General features: G+C 47.2%; 20 protein-coding genes. 12 read left to right on the top strand and 8 right to left on the bottom strand.

Annotated elements, in window-relative coordinates; all coding sequences use genetic code 11:
* Positions 1 to 13: 13 nt before the first annotated feature.
* The 3 genes from pxpB to HPY28_RS02020 are packed head-to-tail and all read left to right on the top strand — an operon-like array spanning position 14 to position 2540.
* A complete protein-coding gene (gene pxpB, locus HPY28_RS02030; RefSeq protein WP_174230166.1) occupies positions 14 to 763 on the top strand; it encodes a 5-oxoprolinase subunit PxpB in 750 nt (249 codons plus the stop codon).
* Complete coding sequence (locus tag HPY28_RS02025; RefSeq protein WP_174229999.1) at positions 764 to 1771, top strand: 5-oxoprolinase subunit C family protein; 1008 nt, start codon at positions 764 to 766, stop codon at positions 1769 to 1771. It abuts the gene before it with no gap.
* Between the two features lie 4 nt (positions 1772 to 1775).
* Positions 1776 to 2540, top strand: a complete 765-nt coding sequence (locus HPY28_RS02020; RefSeq protein ID WP_174229998.1) for a LamB/YcsF family protein — start codon at positions 1776 to 1778, stop codon at positions 2538 to 2540.
* 4 nt (positions 2541 to 2544) lie between these two features.
* On the opposite strand, the gene HPY28_RS02015 is transcribed toward HPY28_RS02020, so the two are convergent.
* Genes HPY28_RS02015 through HPY28_RS02005 form a run of 3 tightly spaced genes read right to left on the bottom strand, consistent with a single transcriptional unit; the run spans position 2545 to position 6269 of the window.
* Complete coding sequence (locus HPY28_RS02015) at positions 2545 to 3678, bottom strand: GerAB/ArcD/ProY family transporter (protein ID WP_174229997.1); 1134 nt, start codon at positions 3676 to 3678, stop codon at positions 2545 to 2547.
* A gap of 21 nt (positions 3679 to 3699) precedes the next feature.
* A complete protein-coding gene (locus tag HPY28_RS02010) occupies positions 3700 to 4743 on the bottom strand; it encodes a Ger(x)C family spore germination protein (RefSeq protein ID WP_371813414.1) in 1044 nt (347 codons plus the stop codon).
* Positions 4744 to 4793: 50 nt separating this feature from the next.
* Entirely contained in the window at positions 4794 to 6269 is a 1476-nt protein-coding gene (locus HPY28_RS02005) for a spore germination protein (protein ID WP_017248284.1), read from the bottom strand.
* A 155-nt stretch (positions 6270 to 6424) separates the two neighbouring features.
* On the opposite strand from HPY28_RS02005, the gene cdaS reads away from it, so the two are divergent.
* Positions 6425 to 7039: a sporulation-specific diadenylate cyclase CdaS gene (gene cdaS, locus HPY28_RS02000; protein ID WP_174229995.1), complete on the top strand. Its 615-nt coding sequence runs from the start codon at positions 6425 to 6427 to the stop codon at positions 7037 to 7039.
* A gap of 103 nt (positions 7040 to 7142) precedes the next feature.
* Here the strand turns inward: cdaS and HPY28_RS01995 are convergent, their stop codons facing one another.
* The gene (locus HPY28_RS01995) at positions 7143 to 8369 is read right to left on the bottom strand and encodes an aminopeptidase (RefSeq protein WP_174229994.1); all 1227 of its coding nucleotides are present in this window, start codon (positions 8367 to 8369) and stop codon (positions 7143 to 7145) included.
* Between the two features lie 247 nt (positions 8370 to 8616).
* Here HPY28_RS01995 and pepF point away from each other — a divergent pair, with 247 nt between their 5' ends.
* Together pepF and HPY28_RS01985 are read left to right on the top strand one after the other, a co-directional pair.
* Positions 8617 to 10416: an oligoendopeptidase F gene (gene pepF, locus HPY28_RS01990; protein ID WP_069845199.1), complete on the top strand. Its 1800-nt coding sequence runs from the start codon at positions 8617 to 8619 to the stop codon at positions 10414 to 10416.
* A gap of 80 nt (positions 10417 to 10496) precedes the next feature.
* Positions 10497 to 10826, top strand: a complete 330-nt coding sequence (locus tag HPY28_RS01985; RefSeq protein ID WP_106834013.1) for an MGMT family protein — start codon at positions 10497 to 10499, stop codon at positions 10824 to 10826.
* Here HPY28_RS01985 and HPY28_RS01980 read toward each other — a convergent pair.
* Positions 10823 to 11182 (bottom strand): Lin0512 family protein, encoded by a 360-nt coding sequence (locus HPY28_RS01980; protein WP_173621688.1) that lies wholly within the window; start codon positions 11180 to 11182, stop codon positions 10823 to 10825. The two genes, HPY28_RS01985 and HPY28_RS01980, sit on opposite strands and share 4 nt — an antisense overlap.
* A gap of 167 nt (positions 11183 to 11349) precedes the next feature.
* Between HPY28_RS01980 and HPY28_RS01975 the strand changes: the two genes are divergently transcribed.
* The gene (locus tag HPY28_RS01975; RefSeq protein ID WP_174229993.1) at positions 11350 to 13314 is read left to right on the top strand and encodes an ATP-dependent DNA helicase; all 1965 of its coding nucleotides are present in this window, start codon (positions 11350 to 11352) and stop codon (positions 13312 to 13314) included.
* 43 nt (positions 13315 to 13357) lie between these two features.
* Here HPY28_RS01975 and HPY28_RS01970 read toward each other — a convergent pair whose 3' ends face one another.
* Positions 13358 to 14968 carry a multicopper oxidase family protein gene (locus HPY28_RS01970; protein ID WP_174229992.1) on the bottom strand — a complete coding sequence of 537 codons (1611 nt, stop codon included), beginning with the start codon at positions 14966 to 14968 and terminating at the stop codon, positions 13358 to 13360.
* Between the two features lie 118 nt (positions 14969 to 15086).
* On the opposite strand from HPY28_RS01970, the gene HPY28_RS01965 reads away from it, so the two are divergent.
* The 3 genes from HPY28_RS01965 (at position 15087) to HPY28_RS01955 (ending at position 19491) form a co-directional block, all read left to right on the top strand.
* Complete coding sequence (locus HPY28_RS01965) at positions 15087 to 15359, top strand: hypothetical protein (protein WP_254613044.1); 273 nt, start codon at positions 15087 to 15089, stop codon at positions 15357 to 15359.
* Positions 15360 to 16333: 974 nt separating this feature from the next.
* Positions 16334 to 18403 carry an acyltransferase family protein gene (locus HPY28_RS01960; protein WP_174229991.1) on the top strand — a complete coding sequence of 690 codons (2070 nt, stop codon included), beginning with the start codon at positions 16334 to 16336 and terminating at the stop codon, positions 18401 to 18403.
* Positions 18404 to 18603: 200 nt separating this feature from the next.
* Positions 18604 to 19491 carry a DMT family transporter gene (locus tag HPY28_RS01955; RefSeq protein WP_173621692.1) on the top strand — a complete coding sequence of 296 codons (888 nt, stop codon included), beginning with the start codon at positions 18604 to 18606 and terminating at the stop codon, positions 19489 to 19491.
* Positions 19492 to 19590: 99 nt separating this feature from the next.
* On the opposite strand, the gene HPY28_RS01950 is transcribed toward HPY28_RS01955, so the two are convergent.
* Together HPY28_RS01950 and HPY28_RS01945 are read right to left on the bottom strand one after the other, a co-directional pair.
* A complete protein-coding gene (locus tag HPY28_RS01950) occupies positions 19591 to 20532 on the bottom strand; it encodes an alpha/beta hydrolase (protein WP_173621693.1) in 942 nt (313 codons plus the stop codon).
* Between the two features lie 130 nt (positions 20533 to 20662).
* On the bottom strand, positions 20663 to 21973 hold the full coding sequence (locus tag HPY28_RS01945; RefSeq protein WP_017248298.1) for a helix-turn-helix domain-containing protein: 1311 nt from the start codon (positions 21971 to 21973) through the stop codon (positions 20663 to 20665).
* Positions 21974 to 22370: 397 nt separating this feature from the next.
* Here HPY28_RS01945 and HPY28_RS01940 point away from each other — a divergent pair, with 397 nt between their 5' ends.
* Complete coding sequence (locus HPY28_RS01940) at positions 22371 to 23303, top strand: ABC transporter permease (protein ID WP_017248300.1); 933 nt, start codon at positions 22371 to 22373, stop codon at positions 23301 to 23303.
* A gap of 3 nt (positions 23304 to 23306) precedes the next feature.
* Positions 23307 to 24251 carry an ABC transporter permease gene (locus tag HPY28_RS01935; RefSeq protein WP_174229990.1) on the top strand — a complete coding sequence of 315 codons (945 nt, stop codon included), beginning with the start codon at positions 23307 to 23309 and terminating at the stop codon, positions 24249 to 24251.
* Positions 24252 to 24255: the final 4 nt, after the last annotated feature.

The raw sequence follows: 24255 nt of genomic DNA, 5'->3' as shown, positions 1-24255 counted from the left end.
CTCCCTTCCATTCATGTGGCAGTACCGATATTCGAAAATGGAGGGAAAAACGTTGCCTAGATATGAATTCTCTCCTCTTGGGGACTCGGGTGTCATGGTCAAACTAGGAGAGGTTATCGATCAACAGACCCATGAGAAGGTCATCCTATTCTCTCAATACCTACAGGAGCATCCTTTCCCCGGGATGATCGGATCTGTACCTGGCTTTACGACTGTTACCGTCTATTACGATCCGATTACTCTTTTCGATCCACTTGATGATATTTTGCCATACGATCGTGCCGTTGCTATTCTTGAGCAAATGTCGCAGCAAATCTCCAACACTCACTCTACAGAGTACAGACTGGTAGAAATCCCGGTTTGTTATGGAGGGAGCTTTGGTCCAGATCTGGAGGTAGTCGCCAAACAAAATGGTCTTAGTGTAGAGGAAGTAATTTCGATCCATTCGGCAACAGAATATCTGGTGTACATGATCGGATTTGCTCCCGGCTTTCCGTATCTCGGTGGAATGGATGAGCGACTGGCCACGCCGCGACGTTCCTCGCCACGACTATCTATTCCAATGGGGAGTGTAGGGATCGGAGGATTGCAAACAGGTATTTATTCGATAGAGAGTCCAGGTGGGTGGCAAATTATCGGAAGAACACCACTGAGATTATTTCAGGCAGGTGAAAGTTCTCCAAGTCTCTTGTGCGCTGGTGATAAAGTTCGCTTTCGTCCTATCTTCGAGCGGGAATACGATAACGGGGAGAAGGTGTACTAAGTGAGTATAGAGGTGATTACGCCAGGACTTTGCACGACCGTTCAAGATACAGGTAGATTTGGCTTTCAGCAGGTTGGGGTCAGCGTCAGTGGGGCGATGGACGAGCAAGCTGTACAGATGGCGAACATGTTAGTTGGCAATCAACAAACGGATGCTGTTCTGGAGCTGACGATGAGAGGCCCAAGCTTATTGTTTCATAAGGACATGCTAATCGCCATTTGTGGTGGTGACTTCAAAGTCACGATCAATGATAGGTCCGTCTTGCCCAATCGAGCAGTCTGGATCAGGAGTGGAAGCATCTTGAAGTTTGGCCTGGCCAAGGAAGGCTGTCGCGCCTATCTCGCAGTCGCAGGCGGATGGGATGTGCCACTTGTGATGGGTAGTCGTAGTACGAATCTCCGTGGAAGGTTCGGAGGCTTTGCGGGTAGAATGCTTGCGGCAGGAGATAAGCTAGTTCAAACCTCTCCAGGTTCATTCAGCCAATTTCTCGCTAACCAATTGGAAAAAAAGGCAGGAGCAGCGCCCTTCTACCAAGCGAATTGGTTTATTCCTTCTAGTACGCTTGTAAAAAATGGAGAAGCGGTTGTACGGGTGATACAAGGCGAGCAATTCGCAGATTTTTCGGAAGAGAGCCGTCAAAGCTTTTTCGAACAAACCTTTCAAGTGTCTACTCAATCAGACAGGATGGGGTATCGTTTAACAGGACCGGCGCTCGAACTTACGCAATCGATGGAACTGATCTCGGCTGCGGTCACCGTTGGAACGATACAGGTTCCGCCAAACGGTCAACCTATTATCCTGATGGCAGACAGACAAACCATTGGCGGTTATCCGAAGATAGGTTATGTGCCAACGATAGATTTGCCGATCGTCGCCCAGTTGCGGCCAGGCGAAAAGATTCACTTTCAAGAGATTTCTCTGCGTGATGCTCAAAAGGCGCTTATCGAGAGGGATTCATTGATGAAGGCGATCAAGCTTGGTATAGAAGTAACCGTGGGATGGAGGTAAAAAGATGAAAACAGCAGATCTAAACTGTGATATGGGAGAGAGCTTTGGCGCCTATCAGTTGGGCAACGATCAAGAGATTTTGCCCTATATCACCTCGGCAAATGTGGCTTGTGGTTTCCATGCTGGAGACCCAGGGACAATGAGAAAAACGGTGCAAATGGCTTTGGAGGCTGGTGTGGCAATCGGTGCCCATCCCGGATTCGCTGATCTGGTCGGCTTCGGTCGCCGTAACATGGAGATTTCCCCTGATGAGGCGTACGAGCTAGTCCTCTACCAAATCGGCGCCCTGCAAGCGTTTGTGCGGGCAGAAGGGGGCGTCATGCATCATGTGAAGCCACACGGGGCCTTATACAATATGGCAGCCACAAGACCCGCTTTGGCTGAGTCTATCGCGTTGGCCATCTACAAAGTAAATCCGGAACTGATGTTGTATGGCTTGGCGGGAAGCGAGTTGACGCGTGCAGGGGAAAAAATCGGTCTTGCTACGGCGCATGAAGTGTTTGCAGACCGCACGTATCAGCAGGATGGCACGCTGACACCGCGTAGTCAGCCGAATGCGATGATTACAGACCAACAGCAATCCCTCCAGCAAGTCATACGTATGGTAAGCAAGGGACTCGTCCTGACCCAACAAGGCGTGGATATCCCGATTCAGGCCGATACGATTTGTATTCATGGCGACGGTGCCCATGCGTTGGAATTCGCGCAAAGCATCCGAGAAGCTTTGGTAGGAGCTGGAATGACAATCGCAGCACGATTTGCTCGATAGACATCTATCGGGCTTTTTCTGTTTCCGCTCCGGGAGTCTGGTATCGTGCGGTACTTCGCTTTTTCCCCCAAAGGAGGAAGAGCAAGAACAACAGAGGGATATAGCCATAAATGAAAACGATGCTCACTTTCCCATAAAAATCGAGTGCCATGAGCAAAGGAGTCGTACCTTCGAGCAGAAAGGAACCCATTGCCAGAGACGCTAGGAGAAGCAGAAGGGCGCGGATTTGACTGATGCCAAATATTTGTTTCAGTCCGCGGGTAACCCCCCATAGATTAAGACAGATGTTTGGCAAAATCACGAAGAGCCAAAGAGATATCACAATGAACTCCAATCGCTGCAAAATCGGAATTTCGACGATTTTGAGCATGGTCAAGGTCGGCCAAATAATCTTATCCAGTTCACCTTGACTAAACATGAGGAATGTTACGAGAGCGACGGCTACATACAAGAGCGTGCTGAAAAGGACGCCAGCGTGGGCCCATTTTTGCGAGTGAGCTGCTCGTTTGATAAATGGGTAGTAAAAGAGCAGTAATTCAAAGCCCATATAATTGATAACAGCGTCTTTGGCAGACGCGAATAAGGAGGGGAGGTTATGCGAAAACATCGGAAACAAATTATTCGGGTGAGCGTACTCGAAAGGGAAAAGAAACAAAGGAAGCATCAAAATCGCCGGAATCACCACACCGAAAAAGCAGACGCCCGTAACCGTACGAAAACCACCAGCGACAATGTACAGAATGAGGAGCAAGATAATCAGCGTCGTACTCCACGTATGCATAAGCGGGAAAATAAACTGCTTCACAATACTGACGTAAGAACGCAAGATGAGAAAAGCAGCCATCCAGATGTAGATCAATACGACAAAGCTCATCAACTTGCCTAGCCATTTTCCAAAGCAGAACTCGTGAAGGGAGAACAGATCTTGGCTGCCCACATTCAACATGGAATAGAGCATCCAAATAATAAGATGGATGCTTGCCCCAGCAAGTAGTTGGGAGATCCAGGCATCGTATCCGGCATGGGCTACGATTGTCCGTTGAAACCCTAGTATCCCGACCCCCACGATATTGGCATGCACAAGAAAGAATACAAAAAAAGGTGAAACCATAGCGCTTTCCCGAATGGAAGTACTCACCTGATCCCTCCTGATTATTCATTACTCACCCGTTTGCTCCAGCTTGATCGAGGCCGTCACTGCGATTTTTATCTGAGGATAAATCTTTTTGAAGTGAGAGTAGTTCCATGACGTGCTTCGACTGCGAACCAAATCACCAAATCCGACCGGATCAACTTCAAGCTTCTGTAAATGCTTCACAAAGCTCGTCGCCTCCTTTTGCAGGTACGAGGAAAGTTCTTTTTCCGTTTGTTGTAGGACTTGTGGATTGGATAATTGCAGCCACTTCGAATAATCTCTGATTTGCCCATTTACCGTGAGCTTTACCATGATGCTGGGAACAGGCTCTGCGGTATTGACATCGAATGCGGCATGGGAATGAAGATTTTTCAACAGTCCGGATTCTTTTCGATTGTTTATCGTCACTTCAAATGGAATTTGACCACTCTTGGCTTTTTCCACCATGATTTTTAGCAAAAAGCTTTCTTTCGAATTGATGCGATGCACGAATTTGTCATCTCGAAAAAGCGCGAGACCATCGAGCTTCACTCTGTCATTATGCATCACGAAATAAGGAAGGTAAGGATCGCGACCCTCGCCATACAAATTAAACAAGAAAATATGCAGGTTGGTCTTGGGCACGTTCAACGTTTTGATATTTTGAGCGACGCTATCGGAGATGAAGAAGGGAATTTGCATATGACGGATGCCCTTCAAAATCGTCAATGCCTTTGGTTCCGCCACAGCGAGTTGAAGGCGAAAACCGATAGAGGGATCGCGGCAAAGCGTATGCACCAGGGATTCCATTCCGTTTTCAGCATATTTCCTCCCGACAATGACGGAGCGCAACTGCCCAAGCTCCACTTGTGAAGGGATGATGGCGTTAAAATCAGGGAGGATCGTATATAAATTCGTACTTTTTGTTTCCAACAGTTCTATCGACGTCTTTTCCTTTCCGTACACGTGGGTGATAGCCGCGCCTTTCATCTTTTGATCTTCGATATCGAGCCCCAGTGAATGAATCAGCTGTACTTCGCTGACGATCCGAGTCGAAGAGCAGCCAGCCATGATCCATATAAATAACACCAGTATCCATTTCCTCATTGCAACCATGGTTTCCTCGATGGCTCCTTCATCTATTCATCAATGTCTCTTTTCTGAGTGGCCTTGTCAGGATCGTATCTCCATTGCGAGATGACGCGCATAACAGCAGATCTTCTGGCCGTTCTGCTGTAGGAAGAGCGAATGAAGCTGTCCGCGAAGCTGCGCCTGCGAAAAGGGTAAAGCGGAGCCAGGTAAGGTGTTCCTAACGATTTAAGCTGAAGAAGATGAGTCAGCATGAACATGAGACCGATGGCAATCCCAAGCCCGCCCCATATTCCAGATAAAATAATGAGCGGAAAGCGCAGAAATCGAATCGTATTTGACATTTTGTAAATGGGGGTAGTGAAAGAGGCAAGCGCAGACAGAGCAACGATGATCAGCAATATATTACTGGTCAAGGCAGCTTCTACAGATGCTTGACCAATGACGATTCCACCTACGATTCCAAGAGTCTGTCCGACCTTTGTCGGGAGCCGGGCACCTGCTTCTCGCAAGAACTCGATCGTCAGCTCCAAGAAAAGCACCTCTAAAACAGGGGGAAACGGGACGTATTTCCTCGATAAAATAATCGGAGCCAGCATGTCTTGCGGAATCATTTCCAAATGGAAAGTGAGAACGGCCGTATAGGCAGGTGTCATCAAAATAGAAAAAAGCACACCAAAAATGCGAATCAACCGAAACAAGGACGATAAGATCCACGGTAAATAATAATCCTCAGGAGAAATGAAGAAATCAAAGATAGTGGTTGGACCGGTAATGACATACGGAGATGCATCAGAAATAATCACGATTTGCCCGAGAGTTAAGGCATAGATGACCCGGTCAATCCTTTCTGTAGACAGAAATAATGGGAAAGGCGTATTCGAATTGTCACTCATGATTTGATCGAGCTGTGATGAATCAAAAATAATATCGAAGTCGATCGTCTGTAGTCTTTGCTCAACGGTTTCAATGTGCTGAGGATTCGTAATACCAGACAAGTAGACAACGGCTATGCGCGTATGAGAGAGCGTACCTAAGGTTAACTCTCGAATGATTAATTTGGGTGTGCTGATTTGTTGACGGATGAGATGCAGGTTGATATCGATGTTTTCAACAAAGCCTACCTTTGGTCCAACGACACTAAACTCGTTTTCCGTGTCATTGTCCGTTCGCAGTCCTTCAGTCGGATTGGATAGATTGATGAGGGCGAAGAACTGTAGATTGTCTTTCGATTGGATGGCAGCATAGCCTGTCATGATTTTGGAGACGACTGTCTGTATGTCGTCCGTATAAATAATTGCCTCCACATGGATAAAGCAGGAAAAGTGGCGCAGGTCCGTGATCGATTCATTTGCATCCATACGCTCTTGAAGGGGGCGCAAGAGATTTTTTTGCAGCAGCTCTGTTTTTATTAAGGTTTGATAGTACGAAATAACAAAAGGACTTTCCTCGTTCAGCAGGGGGTAATGCTTAAAATCATTCGACTCTTGTGCGATGGAAAGAAACTCATTCCATTTCGTGATCATGTCGGTTTCGCTCCATAAGCTGTTCATCATTTGAGTTTTACTATGTCCGGTTTGTAGTGGAATTATCATCTAGAAAATAGAATGATTTCCTATAGGGAAGGGAACAATCAAACAAAGAACGAGGCGTGAAGAGAAATGGAAATTGAGGGGTTCATATGCTGGAAGTTAATTGTGATACATCATCGCTGAAGGCTGAATTGCTGCAAGAGCTGAGGGGAATATCCGTTACGTTGGATGAGAGCATACATGCGTTAAAAGATGAAAACGAATGTGTGCTCGGGACGTTTGATCAAATACGGACGAAGTTTAGCCGACTCGAAACAGTAGCAGCCTCCTTTTATTTACAATGCTATCTCTCACCCTATACGGAAAAATATCTGGATTTATCCAAGGCTGTGCAGCACTTGGCCAAAAGGCGCCAAGGAGCATTGATTGTCGTTGAGCGTGAGGACCCGCTTGATTTGCTGCTGCAAGCAGGCATACCGATTGGGGCCACGATGAGCCATTCCTTGCTGGAATCGATCTTTTATCCTGGTAGCCCTTTGCATGATGGGGCCGTTCTGATTCGGGAAAATCAGATCATTTCCGCGTCCAATGTGCTGCCATTATCACAAGTTGTCGTTGGGGAAAAAAAGTTGGGAACCAGACATCGTGCTGCTTTGGGGTTGAGTGAAAAGAGCGATGCACTGATCGTTGTTGTTTCCGAGGAAACGGGGAAAGCGTCCTTTGCTATGCAGGGACACTTATATCCGATCATTTCCCCTTCATGAAAGCGCTCCACGAAAACTGTTGTATCCGAGAAAAGAACGAGGCTGGATTTGTCATGGTGATGGCACAAATCCAGCCTCTCGCTATGTCATTCTCAGGTTAGATTCAAGCCCAATTTCCGTTGCGGAATAGTGGTTCACGCTTGCCGTCAGCTGTTTCACCATCAATGTTCATTTCGGCGGAGCCGATCATGAAATCAACGTGAGTGAGGCTGATATTGATACCGCGGCTAGCCAGTTCCTCATTGCTCATCTCAGCGCCACCTTCGATATTCACACTATAAGCGTTCCCGATCGCCAAATGGTTGGACGCATTCTCATCAAAGAGCGTGTTATAGAAAATGATATCTGATTGCGAAATAGGGGACAAATGAGGAACCAAGGCCACTTCCCCCAAATAATGCGAGCCTTCATCTGTTTCAATTAATTGCTTCAGGGATTCTTCTCCCTTTTCAGCAGTTGCCGAGACAATTCTTCCTTTTTCAAAAGTCAGCGTAAAATTCTCGATCAAATTCCCATGATAGCTCAAAGGCTTGGTGCTGCGAACGGTACCGTTGACGCCTTCTTTTAATGGCGCGGTGAATACTTCTTCTGTCGGCATATTGGCCATGAAGGAGGCACCGTCCTTATTTACGCTACCGCCGCCAATCCAAATGTGGTTGGCAGGCAGCTCAATTGTCAAATTGGTACCGGGAGCTTCGTAATGAAGATAGCGGTATTGTTTGGCGTTGAGCTGATCTACCTTGCTGTTCAGTGTCGCATGATGGTCATGCCAAGCTTGGACAGGGTCATCCATATCTGCGCGAGTCGCGCGGAAGATGGCATCCCACAGGGCAGGCTCCTGTTCCTCTTGTGGCAAATGCGGGAAGACCATGGCAGCCCATGCAGGTGATGGAACTGCAAGCACGCACCAGCTCACCTTATCGGACATGGTATAGCTGCGGAATTTATGGAGAGCTTGACCAGCTGTTTTGTTGGCAGTAGAGATGCGGTCTAGATTTACACCCTTCAGCAAATCGGGATTCGCTGCAGAAATGTAGAGAAACGCCGCGCCATTTTCCGCCATTTCCTCTAATCCCTGTACCTTCCACTGCGGGTATTCACGAAACGCTTCATCAGGAGCCAAATCATATTTCATCCGTGTGAGTTCATCGTCGGTCCAATCAATATGCACGTGCTTGGCACCCGCTTCGTACGCTTTTTTGGCTACCTTTCTCACAAAAGGAGCAGTCGATAGCGGAGCTGTTACTACTAACGTTTGCATAGGCTGTACGTTTACGCCGACTTTTACAGCGAGATCAGCATAACGGTCAAACAAGGTTTCAAAAGACATGGTTCATTTCCTCCTTTTAAGAACAAAAGGCTTACTTGCACTCTATCTATTTTACCTTCCCCTCCGAAATCACCTGCTTATGATTTGAAAGAATTTCCTAGGAAAGCGCAGAAAAAGACAGATTACTGCCTAATTCGAGCAAGTTATCCACTTGTTTATTTTGGTTAATTGTAGGAAAATTCAAATGAAAAGGCAATTTTATTACATAAAAAATATTTTATTGGCAGAACTAAAGGAGGCAGTCAGAGTGAAGACAAGACAGACACGTGATCAAGTCGCTGTCGAGTATACGTGGAACCTGAACGATCTGTTTGAGAGCCAGGAAGCGTGGGAGCAAGAATTAGTAGAAATTGTACAGCATCTGCCTGTCGTCACTGCATTCAAAGGTCAGCTGCATACGAGTGGAGAGACGTTGTTGGCATGTTTGGAGGCAAACGAGGCGATCCATGTTCGGGCAAATATCGCAGCGACGTATGCCAGACTGCGGTCGTCTGAAGACGGGACGAATCCACAAAACCAAGCGAACTCTGCACGGGTAGGGGATGTCGTGTCCCAGCTGAATGCTGCGCTTTCTTTTATACCTTCCGAGATTTTGGCACTGCCTGAAGGAAAAATCGAGAGCTTCTTGGCGGAAGAACCAGGACTCAAAGTATTCCGCAAAAGCCTGAATGATTTGCTGGAAACAAAGCCGTACCGCTTGTCGGCCGAGACCGAAGAAGCGTTTGCGGCGATGGGCGAGGTTTTCTCTGCACCATACAACATTTACGCGCGTGGAAAACTGTCGGATATGTCATTTGGACCCGTCCATGATAGCGAAGGAAATGAGCGTCCAGTATCCTTCGCGTTGTTTGAGACCGATTATGAGATGTCTTCCGATACGACGCTGCGCCGTGCTTCGTACGAATCCTTTTCGAAGACACTCGCTTCTTACCAAAACTCCTTCGCTGCGGTATACGCGACTGAGGTGAAAAGACAGACAGTCATGTCTCGCCTGCGTGGCTATGAAACCGTAACGGACATGCTGCTTAAACCACAGCAAGTTACGCTGGATATGTACCACAACATTCTGGATATTATCGGCAATGAGCTCGCTCCGCACATGCGTCGCTATGCGAAGTTGAAAGCAAAAGAGCTCGGTCTTGAGAAGTTGGCCTTTTGTGATTTGAAGGCGCCGCTTGATCCAGAATTCAGCCCACCGATTACGATTGAAGAAGCTGGGCAAAAGATACTGGCTTCCTTGCAAGTAATGGGTCCTGAATATACAGCCATTATGGAAAAAGCACTGAATGAACGCTGGATCGACTACGTAGACAACGTGGGCAAATCGACAGGTGCGTTCTGCTCAACGACATATAGCAAGCACTCTTACATTCTCATTACGTGGTCGGGAAATATGCGCAGTGCTTTCACGCTGGCACATGAGCTGGGTCATTGCGGACACTTTATGCTGGCGACAAGAGAGCAAAGCTTTACGAACTCTCGTCCATCGCTGTACTTTATCGAAGCGCCTTCCACACTCAATGAGCTCTTGCTCGCGCAGCACATCGTGGAGCAATCCGACGATCCTCGTTTGAAGCGTTGGGTCATTTTACAATTGATGAATACGTACTATCACAACTTTGTCACGCATCTGTTAGAAGCGAGAATGCAACGAAAAGTGTACGAAGCAGCGCAAAAAGACGTACCTTTGACTGCCAAACAGCTCTCCGAATGGAAAGGGCAAGTGCTCGCAGACTTCTGGGGTGATGCAGTTGATCTGGACGCGGCAGCGAGTCTTACATGGATGCGCCAACCGCACTATTACATGGGGCTGTATCCTTACACATACGCAGCTGGTTTGACCGCTTCTACAGCAATGGCAGCGAGCATCAAGGAAGAGGGACAGCCTGCTGTTGATCGCTGGATCGAGGTGCTCAAAGCCGGGGGAACACTAACACCGCTGGAACTGATGAAAAAAGCTGGCGTGGACATGTCAGATCCGCAGCCAATCCGCGAGGCTGTCGCATACGTCGGCAGTCTGGTTGACGAGCTGGAAAGACTGTTTTAACCTGATAAAAGCAGAAAAGGCTTGTGATCGCAAGGAATCACAAGCCTTTTGATTTGATCAAGCAAGAAGGAGTAGTCATCATGACCGAATTTACGCAGCGCGCACTAAACATTATTGCCGGGATTCCAGCGGGCCATGTCATGACGTACGGGCAAATTGCTGCGTTGGCCGGGAGTCCAAGGGCTGCCAGACAAATCGTTCGCATCCTTCATTCCATGTCCAAAAAGCACCAGCTTCCTTGGCATCGGGTCATCAACGCCCAAGGAAAGATCGGATTGCAAGATTTGGATTCGTTCACGCTGCAAAAAATGGCCTTGGAAAGCGAAGGGATAGTCGTGTCAGCAGCAGGAGAAATAGAGTTGGAGCGTTATCAGTTTCACCCACATGTAGTGGATGAGCCGCTATTCTAGTATCCTACTTCTACCGAAGCAATGACGATATAGGCAAGGTCGTTCTTGTCCTCTTTTTCAGCGATCACGACTCCACTGCTCGTCAGCATGCCACCCTCTACGATTTCGAAGGAGACTTCCCCGTAAGGCAGTGCTTTACGAACCGTTTCCAAGTCGAGCTTGTCCTTGTCAGCAGGAACGGCCAGCCTCACATTTACTTTCATGTTATGGATATCGTTTCCTGGCAGGACAGAACGCAGTCCAGGCATCGAATTATGATGGATGGCATTCTGAACAGCGCGGACTGCGGATTTGGTGACGTTTTGTCCATGCATGTCGATGCCCATTCCTATTTCAATAAACATTACTTTTTCCATTGGCTTGTTCACTCCTGTTTCATTCTACTTTTCTACCATCCTTATCTTACCACGAAAAGGAATGGTTTTTTCTCTCATCTGTATTGTGTTTATCGTCAAGACATGTCATCATAACATGTTGGTATCTATGATTGACGATTCTTTTCATTATTGGAGGCAGGTCACAATTGGAACGTTATCCTTTTGCCTACGATCCGTCCCAGCCGTTCATCTCTCAGGTGAGTGATTGGGTAGCGGACGTTTTTTATGAAGTATTGCCTGAGGCTGGATTCGAGGTGCGTGATGAGCAAATCTACATGGCCTTTCAGCTTGAACGGGCTTTTATAGAAAAGCAAACGATTTTTGCAGAGGCGGGAGTGGGCACGGGAAAAACATTGGCTTACTTGCTGTACGCCATCTGCTATGCACGATATACCAGAAAGCCCGCCATCATTGCCTGTGCGAATGAGTCGTTGATTGAGCAGCTCGTAAAACCCGAAGGCGATATTGCCAAACTGGCTCGTCATCTCAACCTGACGATTGACGCGAGACTCGGTAAATCTCCGGACCAATATCTCTGTTTGCGCAAGCTGGATGAGGCGAGATTCCAGCCTGAGACAGGCGAAGCTTTCCAGCATATTTATCAAGAGCTGCCTTCATTTGTTCACACACATGAGGCCTTGCAGTCGTTTTATCCGTACGGGGATCGCAGCACATATCCTGACCTGGATGATCAAGAATGGGCGCAGATGAATTGGGATACTTTTCAAGATTGCTTTGTGTGCGACAGACAGCACCGCTGTGGGCAGACCCTTTCGAGAAATCATTACCGTCAGTCAGCCGATTTGATCATTTGCTCCCATGACTTTTATATGGAGCATGTGTGGACCTATGAGATCCGCAAGCGCGGAGGCCAGCTGCCGTTGCTGCCACCGCATAGCTCGGTCATTTTTGACGAGGGTCATCTGCTGGAGCCTGCTGCCCAAAAAGCATTGACGTACAAGCTGAATCACTCCGTGTTCGAAGAAACGATTACGCGTGTCTTGAAGGGTGAGATCAGAGAAGATCTCGCCATTGCCATTGAGGAAGCCATTGCTCAGAGCGAAGAAATGTTCTCCCGATTGAACGAAGAGAGCAAGGCTGTGATGGGCTCTAACCGCAAAGAGATTCACTTCCATCCTGAACTCATTGCAACCATCCACCGTTTTACGAGTCTCGTCAGTTGGATTGAAGAAGAGCTGGCGTTAGAGGGTGGTCTGTATACGTTGGACGAGTTCCAGCTGCGAATTGTCGAAGAGCATTTGGAAATGATGCAGCTGGCACTGGGACTTTTCCAAGACCCGGCTCACGTCATTTCCTGGATGAGTGAAGAGATTACAGGACCTACCTTGGTCGTCATGCCAAAGAAGGTGCAGGAAGTACTGGAAGAGCGCGTATTCTCACAAAAGATGCCGATTGTCTTTTCGTCAGCGACTCTATCTGTTGATGGATCGTTCAAGTATGTGGCGGACAGCTTGGGTATTGAGCAATACCTGTCGTTCTCGGTGGCTTCTCCGTACGAGTACGACAAGCAAATGGAGGTATACGTACCGACTCTTTCTGCGACCGACTCATTTGCGGAAAAAATGAGACAGGCTACCCAATTGCTGCAAAAAACAGCGGGTAGTGCGCTGCTGTTGTTTTCCTCCATGGAGGAATTACAGCAATTCAAGACCGCCATCAAAAACGAGCCTGCCTGTACGGATCTGCGATTCTTGTTTGAAGGAGATGCGGAAATCAGCCATCTGATCTCTCAATTCCAAAACGACGAGAAAAGCAGCCTCTGTGCGGTGAGCCTGTGGGAAGGGCTAGATGTTCCGGGGCCTTCGCTGTCCAATGTGATCATTTGGTCACTGCCATTCCCGCCGAATGATCCGGTGTTTACAGCAAAACGAAAAAGTGCAGCGAATCCTTTCGACGAGGTAGATATGCCTTACATGCTACTGAGACTGCGTCAAGGCATCGGGCGTTTGATCCGTTCGAGAGAGGATAGCGGTCTGGTATCGATCTTGAGTCCGCAATTGAGCGAAAATGACCAACTGAGACAGCAAGTTCAGGATGTTTTTCCGGCTGGCGTAGAGTGGAAAACGTCTTTGGACGGCGTATTGGTGTAAGGAAAAAGCAGGAGCCATTGTGGCTTCCTGCTTTTTTCTATGGTTATTCTGGCATGTTGCCGACGGTAGGATCGACGACGAAATCTGGCTTGAAGCCTTCATATTTTACTTCGGATACCATTCCTTGCGCAGCATGGCCCAAATCGTGGCAGTGGAACATCCAATCACCTGGATTGTCAGCTTCGAAGGCGACTACATAAGATTCACCCGGCAAAATGTTCAGCGTATCTTTGACCAGAGGGGAGCCTGAGATAGGCTGTCCGTTTTTGCTCAATACTTGGAAGAAATGTCCGTGCAAATGCATCGGGTGGATATCTTTTGGTGATTTGTTCACCATTGTGACTTTGACTAGGTTACCTTTTTTGACATTGAGCGGAGGGACATCCGGGAACGTTTTTCCATTGATGGTAAAGGCCATTTTTCCATCTGCCGTTTCCGTGTTCAGATCCATTTGATACGTAATGTCATACTTCTGCTCCAGCGTAAAGCTGCTTTTTGCCGCTTCTCCGTATTTCGTGATGTCTATCGTTGGCATATCGCCAGCTTCGGATTTGGCTGTTTTTGTTTCTGAGCCTTCGTAGACGATAGGCACGACGAGGGACTTGGCGCCTGGATTTGTGCTGCGCTCCTCTAATAACCATTTGCCAGGATTGTTTGCGACAAATTCGAGATCATATCGTTCTCCTGGCCCGATATTGAGGAGCTGGCCTCCTACAAGGGGCGGATTATTAATAGGCTGCCCGTCTGTTGCCACGATTTTAAATTCATGACCTTGCAGGTTCAGCTTGTGGTTCAAGTATCCAGCATTGATCAGGCGGATTCTGACTTTCTCTCCTTGCTTAACAGATAGCGGCTGGATTGCCGGGCCTGTTTTTCCGTTCACGGAAAAAATCGTATACATCAACGGCATCATCTCAGCGTCACTCATGGGCATCTCCATACCGGCCATGTTGTGACCACCAGAGGACGAGCTATCGGAAGAAGGGGCACTCATGCCATGGCTCATGCCACTTCCGTGCATTTCCGCCATGCTATCGTCCTGCATCCACTCATCCAGAACGAGGGTAAAGTCCTTATCAGCTGGCTCTGGTGTAGCCGGTTCTACCACAAGTGAACCATACAAGCCTTTGTCTACCTGCTTGGCGCTGTTTTGATGCGAGTGGTACCAGTATGTCCCGGCAACGTCCACCTTGAATTTGTAGGTGAAGCTTTCGTTTGGTCTTACGGCATTTTGGGTCACACCAGGGATTCCGTCCATGTTATTCGGGACGGGTAAGCCATGCCAGTGAATGGTGACCGGCTCGGGTAATTCGTTTTTCAATGTCACGCTGATGGTTTCTCCTTGTTTGACACGAAGCTGTGGACCTGGAACGGTTCCATTGTACGTCCATGCGTTTTTCATGGTCTTGTCATCGAGGTGGAGCATGTTTTCTTTTGCTGTGAGGGTAAATGTATTGCCTGTAAGCACCTCCATCGACGAGTCGCTGGAAGCAGACATCTGCTGCGGTTGCGTTTCTGCTGTTGTTTGGGGTGAAGAATTCATGTTGTGTCCATTATGATCCATTGTGGTATTGTCAGTGGAGCAGGCGGCTAACAGCAAAACGCCACCTAGAACCAAGGGATAAGCCCATGGGCGTATTTTCCGTTTGTTCATGTGCACTTTTTCCTCCTTTGAGCTGTTGGGGAAAGCGTACCAAACGATTGTGTAGAAAACATGAAGACGGGATGTATGACACTTCTGTTACGCATTTTGCAAAAATGGGAAAGTAAGCGTGAACAAATGCTATAATGGAGTATCGTACATAGAAGGAATCAGTAGAATCGGACAGGGATGGTGTTCACGTTTGGGTAATGTAGATTTTGCGAGCTTGCCTTGGAATGTTTTTTGGGTTGGAGTCGCTTACTTTTTGGTCACAGGAGTCTTTTTCTGTCTTGGATTTATGCGATTGCTTTCGGAACGGGTGAAAAGTGGCATCGTATGCATGGTGATTGCAGTTGTCAGCGGTGGTTTTTTCTTGAATTATTTGTTTACTCATCACATTTAAAATTGGATAATCAAGCGAAAATCCTCGTCGGAGCTGGTAATCGATGGGGATTTTATTTTTGTCTTGTGTTTCCCGTTTCGATTGGCGAAAATGGAAGTGATAGGGGAATAATCGGGTTGATGTCGCTTTCCTTCGGGGGATACCGATTCCAAAGCAACCATTCCTCACAAATTGGAAGAGACGATACATACAAGCTTTTGGATTTGGCAGTACATCAAGCAGAAACTTATTGGCTCAAAGGTTTATCAACAAATGACAATCAGGAATGTCAATACAACTCGCAAAAAATTACGAACTGATGCAGGCTGTTGATCAGTAAATCTTTTGTGACAAGTAAACACGTTGCATTTTGCATCTGACAGTGGTGGTCTGCGATGATCTACAATCGTGAAGCTGATGGGGGAAAGTATACCAGCAGCTTCTTTTTTGTTCCGCGTTTCTACCGGGAAAAAACATGGTCAGAATGTAAACAGTTTGTAACGAGTTATCCCCCGAAACCGTCATATAATACGGTTACAAACAACTATTCAGCAAGCGTCTAACGTAAGACAAGGACCGGGTAATTTCCTTGTGAAACCATCCACAATAAGGAAGGTGTGATGCATATATAAGGGAGTAAGTGAACAGAAAACAACGAGATAGTGAGTAGTTCATCACATCCTGAATACGGGCAACGATGATGGGAAGAATTCATTTTCCATAAAGATAATGAACGAGACCAAACCCCGTTTTCTCACGATTCCAGAAACAGGGGTTTTTGCATTCATAGAGCACGCAATTCCCGATGTGTAATGACTGCCCCCAACAACAAATGAAGAAAACAGAACGGAAGTAAAAGGGGAGAATGCAGATGTTTTGCATGGCGAGCACGAAGAATCACCATAAAAATACGAAAAGGACGATGGGTACGAAAAGAATTAATAATCAGAACGAATTAATCACTCGCCAACATGCAACGATAGGAGGCCACCAGCATGCCTGAACCGATCAAAGCTGTAAGCAGCCGATACATGGCTGGGATCGACGGGCTTCGTGCGCTGGCGGTACTCGCAGTCATTATTTATCACTTGAATTACGACTGGGCACCCGGGGGATTGTTGGGTGTCGGTATTTTCTTCGTTTTATCGGGATATTTAATTACAGACTTATTAATTGCAGAATGGAATCGAAATGGCAGACTCGACATGAAAGACTTTTGGTTGCGCCGTGCTAGAAGACTGCTCCCAGCGCTTTTCCTCATGCTGTTTGTGGTGATGGCAGGAGTAGCTATCTTTTCGCCAGAGCAGTTGGACACCATCCGCGGAGATGTTGGAGCAGCTGTTCTTTACGTGAGTAACTGGTGGCTGGTCTTTCATGACGTATCTTATTTTGAAAAATTCGGTCCGCCTTCACCATTAGGCCATCTGTGGTCATTGGCAGTAGAAGAACAGTTTTATGTCATTTGGCCGCTGGTACTCGCTCTGGGACTCCGCTTTCTGAAGCGCAGGGGGCCAATTATGATCATTACTTTGGTTCTGGCTGCACTATCCGCCATCTCCATGGCCGTCATGTATGAGCCAGGTCTTGATCCGAGTCGTGTTTATTACGGAACGGACACACGGGTATTCGGGTTGCTGATCGGTGCCGCACTCGCCATGATGTGGCCGAGTCGCTTGCTTACGACGAACATTTCCCAAAAAGCGCGATTGACGCTTGATCTGAGCGGTCTCTTGAGCTTAGGAATTCTTTTGTACAGCATTTGGAACACGAATCAGTATGATGATTATTTGTACGAGGGCGGGCTCGTCCTCCTGTCTGTTGTCAGTGCTGTGCTGGTCGCAGTACTCGCACATCCGGCCAGCAGCTTGGCGAAATGGATGGGCTGCAAGCCATTGCGTTGGATCGGCGTTCGATCTTACGGGATTTATTTGTGGCACTACCCTGTTATCGTTTGGACGAATCCGTTTTTAGCGGACAGGGAGTGGATGGCGGTACCTGGAGCGGTTTTACAGCTCCTCGCAAGCATTTTGCTGGCATCGTTGTCATTTAAATATCTAGAAGAGCCTATTCGTTACGGTGCATTAGGCAGAATCTGGCATCGTTCCAATAAGGCTGGGCAGAAAACAAAACGGTTAAACCGTGTATTGGCTACTGGTTGCGCGATCGCTCTATGTGTCACGTATTATGGGATCGCTTCGCTCACGTCAGATGCGACCGCTGGAAATGTGACGCAGCCAACGCAGACGGTCACCGAGACGAAGGTCCCCGACAAGCCACATGGTCCTGAGGTGCCAATCGTAGAAAAGAAACCGGAAACGGCTCAAAAACCAGCTACTCCACCAACAAAGCCGAAAAACGAGCAGAAACCAAATAACAACGCACAAAAGCAGAAGCCTGTGGAGAAGCAGAAAGATTCGAATGCTTCCAAACAGCCTGATCAAAAACAGGAACCGATCAAAGCGATAGGCTCCGGAAAAGGAATCACGGTTATTGGTGACTCAGTCATGCTTGATGTGGCTCCATATCTGGAGAAACTAATGCCAGGGATCGTTGTGGATGCCAAAATCGGAAGGCAAATGTCGCAAGCTCCTGACGTGATTGCGCAGCTTAAAGCAAAAGGACAATTGGGAAATCGTGTTGTGATTGAATTAGGCTCGAACGGCGCATTTAGTAAAGGGCAACTCGATAAGCTACTGCAATCGCTGGATGGCGTAGAGCAAATCATTCTCGTCAATTCCCGCGTACCTAAACCGTGGGAAAGTGTTGTGAATAAGATGCTGGCGGAAACTGCTACAGCCCATCCGCATGTCGTTCTTGTGGATTGGTATACGGCAAGTGAAGGGCAAAGCTCTTACTTTTACAAAGACGGTGTTCACCCGAATAAGGAAGGCTCGCAAAAATACGCGGCACTCGTGGCGAGTGCAATCGCGCCGACGGAGCCAGAGAAGAAGCCGGAAGTGAAAGAGGAAGAGAAAGCGGCAGAGACGGCAGTAGAAGAGGCAGGGCAGATGGAAGGGGCACTGGAGGCAACTGAGGAAACCCCTATGGAAGAAATGGTACAATAATACCAGAACAATTGCTGACTGAAACAAAGCAAGGGAAGACCAGTGAACCAAGTCGTTCGCTGGTCTTTTTTATGTGACAGTGTGTACAACCAAACATAATTTCCATCAAACGATAGCATATCAGCTCATGGACTTTTTGCGCACTCTCCTGTACGATAGCTAACGGAAGAATAATGCATCGGGTGAAAGAAGGAACAATCATGATTCGGTCGTACTTGCTATTGCTTTTTTGTGTGACGCTGTGGGGCAGTAATTTTGTGTTCGGAAGCATGTTGGTCAAAGAGTTTCCGCCGCTGTTTTTGGCAGATGTACGCTTGCTTTTCACGTCTATGTTTTTGATCATTTACGCGTGGCTGACCAAAAAATTCGTAAAAATCACTGCTCGTGAGCTAGGACTTCTTGTCTTGCTTGGCTTGATCGGAACGCTGGCGAATCAAACGGCGTATTTCAATGGGCTCTTGACGACAGATGCGACAACGGCATCGCTGATTCTTTCCTTGGCGCCGATCGTCACTGCAGTGCTGGCTTCATTGTTTTTGAAGGAACAGTTTACCTTGCGTATGAAGCTTGGGTCTGGCTTGGCTCTATTGGGAACATTCTTCGTAGTCGGAATTGGGGCAGGACTCTCCATTTCCAAAGGAGTCTTACTCATTGTGATTGCCATGGTCACATTCTCGTCTTCCATGATCATCATTCGCAAACTGACGCAAACCATGCAGCCGTTTATTGCCACCGTGTACTCGACGACAGTTGGCACTTTGTTTTTGACTCCAGCGGCGCTGTTGACGATCGAGCCAGGGGCGCAGATCAGCCACGAAGTGTGGGCATGGGCGATGCTCATTTTGACCGCGATTCTGATGCAAGGAATATGTGGAATCGTCTGGAATCAACAATTAAAAGTGGTAGGGACGGGTAAAGCAGCTATTTTTCTTAACTTGCAGCCCTTTGTAGCGATGCTGGTCGGGTTTTTACTGCTTGGTTCCCAGGTGACGTCGATTCAAGTGGGAGGCTCCTTGTTGATTGTCGTGGGTGTGATTGTTGCGAGTGTTCAAAAGAAACAATCTGTTCAGCCATCGAAGACGGTATAGAGCATACTGCTTGTAAAAGATGAAAAGGAAAGCGTAGGCTTCGATTCGGGAGTGAGAATTGCCCGAATCAATGCTTACGCTTTTTTTATCCAATATGGCCTACATTTTGAAAGCTTTACGCAATTGTGCCGACATCTCATCCAGCGATTCTTGAGCTTGCTTGATAAACGTATGGAATCCAGTGAAGGAATGGATCATGCCTTGTTCATTTCGATAGATGACATCGACACCGCTTTCACGTAGCTTGTCTGCATACGCTTTTCCGCCATCTCGCAAAGGGTCGTATTCGGCTGTAATCACCATGGCAGGAGGCAGACCAGTGAAATCGGCTCCGTTGATCGGATCAAGATATGGATTTTGTCTATCGGCAGTCGGAGGTATATAGTGACCGAGGAACCAATTCAACAATTTCACATCTAGCAAATAGCCACTCGCATTTTCCTGCATGGATGGATAGAGATCGGTGTCCACAATTCCTACGGCTGGATTTATTAATAATTGAAAAACGATAGACGGGACCTGTCGTTCTTTCGCCATGAGACTCACTACTGCTGCAAAATTAGCTCCTGCACTATCTCCGCCTACGGCAATCCGCGATGGGTCAATGCCAAACTGATCGGCATGCTCTGAAATATAGAGGAGAGAATCATAGGCATCTTCCAATCCTTCAGGAAAAGGATGCTCAGGAGCGAGCCGATAATCGATAGAAATGACCACACATTTTGCGTTATTTGCGATGTTGCGACATACCGAGTCTACCGTTTCGAGATTACCGATCACGAATCCGCCTCCATGATAGTACACAAGTGCAGGGAAGGGTGCATGACCTTCTGGTGTGTAGATGCGAATCGGAATAGAACGGCCTTTTAAGGGAAGCGAAAGATTCTCTACCTTTTTTACCTGTTCAGGTTCTACGCCTGAGTCTCGATTTTGATCAGTCGCCATTCGCATAATCTGTGGTGTCAATTGGCTGAAATCAACATCATTGCGTGAGCGGTTGAAGACATCTAATATTTGTTGAATCTGTGGATGAACCGGCATGTGTATGACCCCCAATTCGTATGATATTTGGATGGTTTACAGAAACAGCGCAAGAAAAAAGCGTAAGCAATGATCCACAAAAGAAGTTTTCTGGAAATCACAAGCTTACGCTTTTCTCATGGAGAAACAATTAAGTGGTTTGTGGGGAGGGGAGTATACGATAAATCTTCCGTGGGCGCCCTCGATTCGTTGGCGTTTCTTCCCCAATGAGCTCGATGATGTTGTGTTCTGCTAAATCACTTAGTATTCTTCGCGCATTGCGAGGGGTCATGCCCATCCATTCTGCGATCATCGAGGCGCTGATATATTTTTGCCCCAACGCTTTTTGGACGGAAATGATTTTGTTAAACGTCGTAATACTGACACCGGCTTTTTTCAGGTTTTCGCTGATTTCCTTGTCCTGTGTCCAATATTCGTAGGTGATGCTGTTCGTTTGACGCAGTGGTCCTTCAATCGAACCGTCATGGTCGACAAGAATGGCGGCATCTCTATGGTTTTTGGCATGGCCGAGAGCGAGCTGTGCATTGCGCTCAGCAGACAATGCTGTGACTCCAAAGCCGATTCCCATATTGGCATGCGAATTGGTGAGCAGCTTGATTTTTTCCAAAAGGATCGTGGGGTGAAATTCTGGATTTTCTTCGAATGAACCCCGGGTGGAAAAAATGATGAACTTGGAATTGCCAACGGCGACGAAGCTGCCTGATATCGACTCCGTGTAATCCAGCACTAGCTCCTGTAGCTTCAGGTCGAGGCGGCGTAGTTCGTAGGCGTTTGCAGGCTCATTTTCGAGCTTTTCCATGTCGGTTACCTCAATCAATTGAACAGCAATTTGGGAGCGCTTGAAATGGAGCGTTTCGCCCTCCTGCAAAATTTGCTTGAAAATCTCTCGAAATATGAAGCGCGTGAAGCCCATTCGGTATACCCTGATTCCTTGTCGTTTTAATTCCTCGGTGACGAAAAGCGTTCCCGTGACACAAGCGTCTACCTTGCGTTCCTGAATAAGGCGGGTGTGATAGGCTACCAATTCAGATCTCTGTCTGAATTCTTTATATGGCATTAGGTATGGATTCTCACAGTGCAGGCCCAATTCCTCTAAAGTCTCACGAAAATGTGCTTCCGAAATGGTATCGAAGCTCACGCGATCTAAAGAAAAGCCATCACGGTATACCAATTCGAGCAATACTTTGGTCAGGACACTTGAATTGACTTGTGGATAAAAGGCTTTTTTCTTGCCAATATGCGCTTTTGCCATCGAATAGGGGGCGACTCCAGAGAAGAACCAGATGTCTGTTTCCATATCATTTTCGGCTACATAGGTAGGTACTTGTTCCACTCCTTGATAAATAAAGGAGGTGAGCAGGATGTGATCGGAAAACTCACGTCCCACAGCTACCATTGCATCTACTGAATCTTTTGGACCGACTATGCCAACTTTTATCATCAAAATGTCCTCCAAAAAAGTTAAACTACGGGATAAACAGTTCGTTAGGAAGGAGAGCCATCCTTTTTTCGGCATTTTAGTATGCCAGTCTTTCTTATATATATAGAATATAACCCATCGGATGGGCAAGCGAGCTGTAGCGACCACGAAGCTGTAAATAGGGATGTTTTAGGGAAAAATTCCGTATTAATGGTTGTATATTTGACAACTTTCGGCAAATTCCTTTATGAATCGATGCAAAAAATAAAAAAATCAGAATTGACATTAAATAATTACGGCACTATATTGTTGAATTAAGGAATGTTTTAGGTCAATTTCCGTTAAAGAGGTTGTTCAAAAGGAGGGCGCATTGAATTTTCTTAATCTTTTTGCAAGTCTGGACTAGGGGGTCGTATAGATGTCGCGTTATTTACTTAAAAGAATTCTGATGATGGTACTCACCTTGTGGATTATTGTAACGTTGACTTTTAGCCTGATGCACATGATCCCTGGTGATCCATTCGCGTCAGAGTCAGATCAGTTGCCCGAGCAAATTTTGTTGAATCTGCGTGCGAAATACAATCTGGATGAACCGCTTCCGATGCAGTATTTACTTTATCTAAAAAGTTTGGTCATGCTCGATTTAGGACCTTCTATTAAGTCGGAGACACGCGGTGTCAATGATATGATCAAAGATGGCTTCGGAGCATCTGCACTGATCGGTTTGCAGGCGATAGCGGTTGCGCTTTTTTTCGGACTTTTATTCGGAACAATTGCGGCATTAAACCGAAATACCTGGATTGATTATACGGCAATGGTCATGGCCGTATTAGGAATTGCTGTACCCAGCTTCATCATGGCGCCATTGCTCATTAATTACTTGGCAATCAAATTGCCGTTATTCCCAGTAGCGACGCTTACCAGCTGGAAACACTCGGTTCTGCCTTCACTCGCACTTGCTTTTGGACCATTAGCGATCATTACACGCTATATGCGTACCAGCATGATCGACGTGATGAACCAGAACTATATACGGACCGCTGAGGCGAAAGGAATTCCGACTTTTCTGATAGTGATCAAGCATGGAATTCGCAACGCTATTTTGCCGATCGTCACGTTTATGGGACCGCTTATCGCGGGGTTGTTAACTGGAACGTTCGTCGTCGAAAAGATTTTTGCGGTACCAGGGATCGGCAAGTACTTCGTCGATGGCATTTTCAATCGAGATTATCCCGTTATTCTGGGAACGACAGTATTCTACAGTGCCATCTTGGTGCTCATTATCTTCTTGATTGATCTGGCCTATATGTTCATCGATCCACGAATCAAACTATCGAGTAGGGGGAGGTAGCCAATGGCGGTAGATCAATCGGTAAATGAGTTGTTTCGACCTAGAGCTCAAAAAGCAGATGGACAGATCGCCCAGATGCGACCGAGCCTGACTCATTTTCAACAAGTTACGAGAAAGCTCGTCAGAAACAAGCTGGCAATGGTGGGTTTTACCCTGATTGTTTTGCTGATTGCCATGGCGATCATTGGACCACATCTCGTTCCGTACAGCTATTCCGATCAGAGTCTCTTGAATGCGAATCAGGAAATTTCGAGCGAGCATTGGTTCGGAACAGATGAGCTGGGTCGTGACATGTTTTCACGAACATGGTACGGAGCGCGGATTTCACTGATTATCGGAATATCGGCAGCGTTAATTGATTTGGTCATCGGAGTGACTGTCGGTGGTATTGCCGGATACATGGCCGGTCGAGGCAAAAAGGGAGACCGAATCGATACCATCATCATGCGATTGATCGAGGTCTTGTACGGACTGCCGTACCTGCTCGTGGTGATCATGCTGATGGTTGTCATGGAGCCTGGAATTGTTACCATCATCATCGCGTTATCCGCAACCGGTTGGGTAGGGATGGCTCGTCTCGTTCGGGGACAAATCCTGCAATTGAAAAACCAGGAGTTCATCATGGCTGCGCAAGTGCTGGGTGCCAAATTCCCTCGCATTCTGTTACGCCACCTGATTCCGAACACGATCGGAGTCATCATCGTGAACTTGACGTTTACCATTCCGTCGGCGATATTTGCAGAATCTTTCCTCAGCTTTTTGGGGTTGGGTGTGCAAGCACCAATCGCTAGCTGGGGCACGATGACTAACGACGCACTCGGCGTCATTTTGACAGGGGATTGGTGGAGACTTTTCTTCCCGGCCCTGATGATTTCTTTGACGATGTTTGCCTTCAATGTCTTCGGTGATGGCTTGCAGGACGCATTGGACCCAAGAATTCGCGAGTAACCTC

The organism is Brevibacillus sp. HB1.2 (assembly GCF_013332495.1).
GTDB lineage: Bacteria > Bacillota > Bacilli > Brevibacillales > Brevibacillaceae > Brevibacillus > Brevibacillus porteri.
Note: the sequence above shows the minus strand (reverse complement) of the source record. Positions and strands in the feature narration are given on the sequence as shown.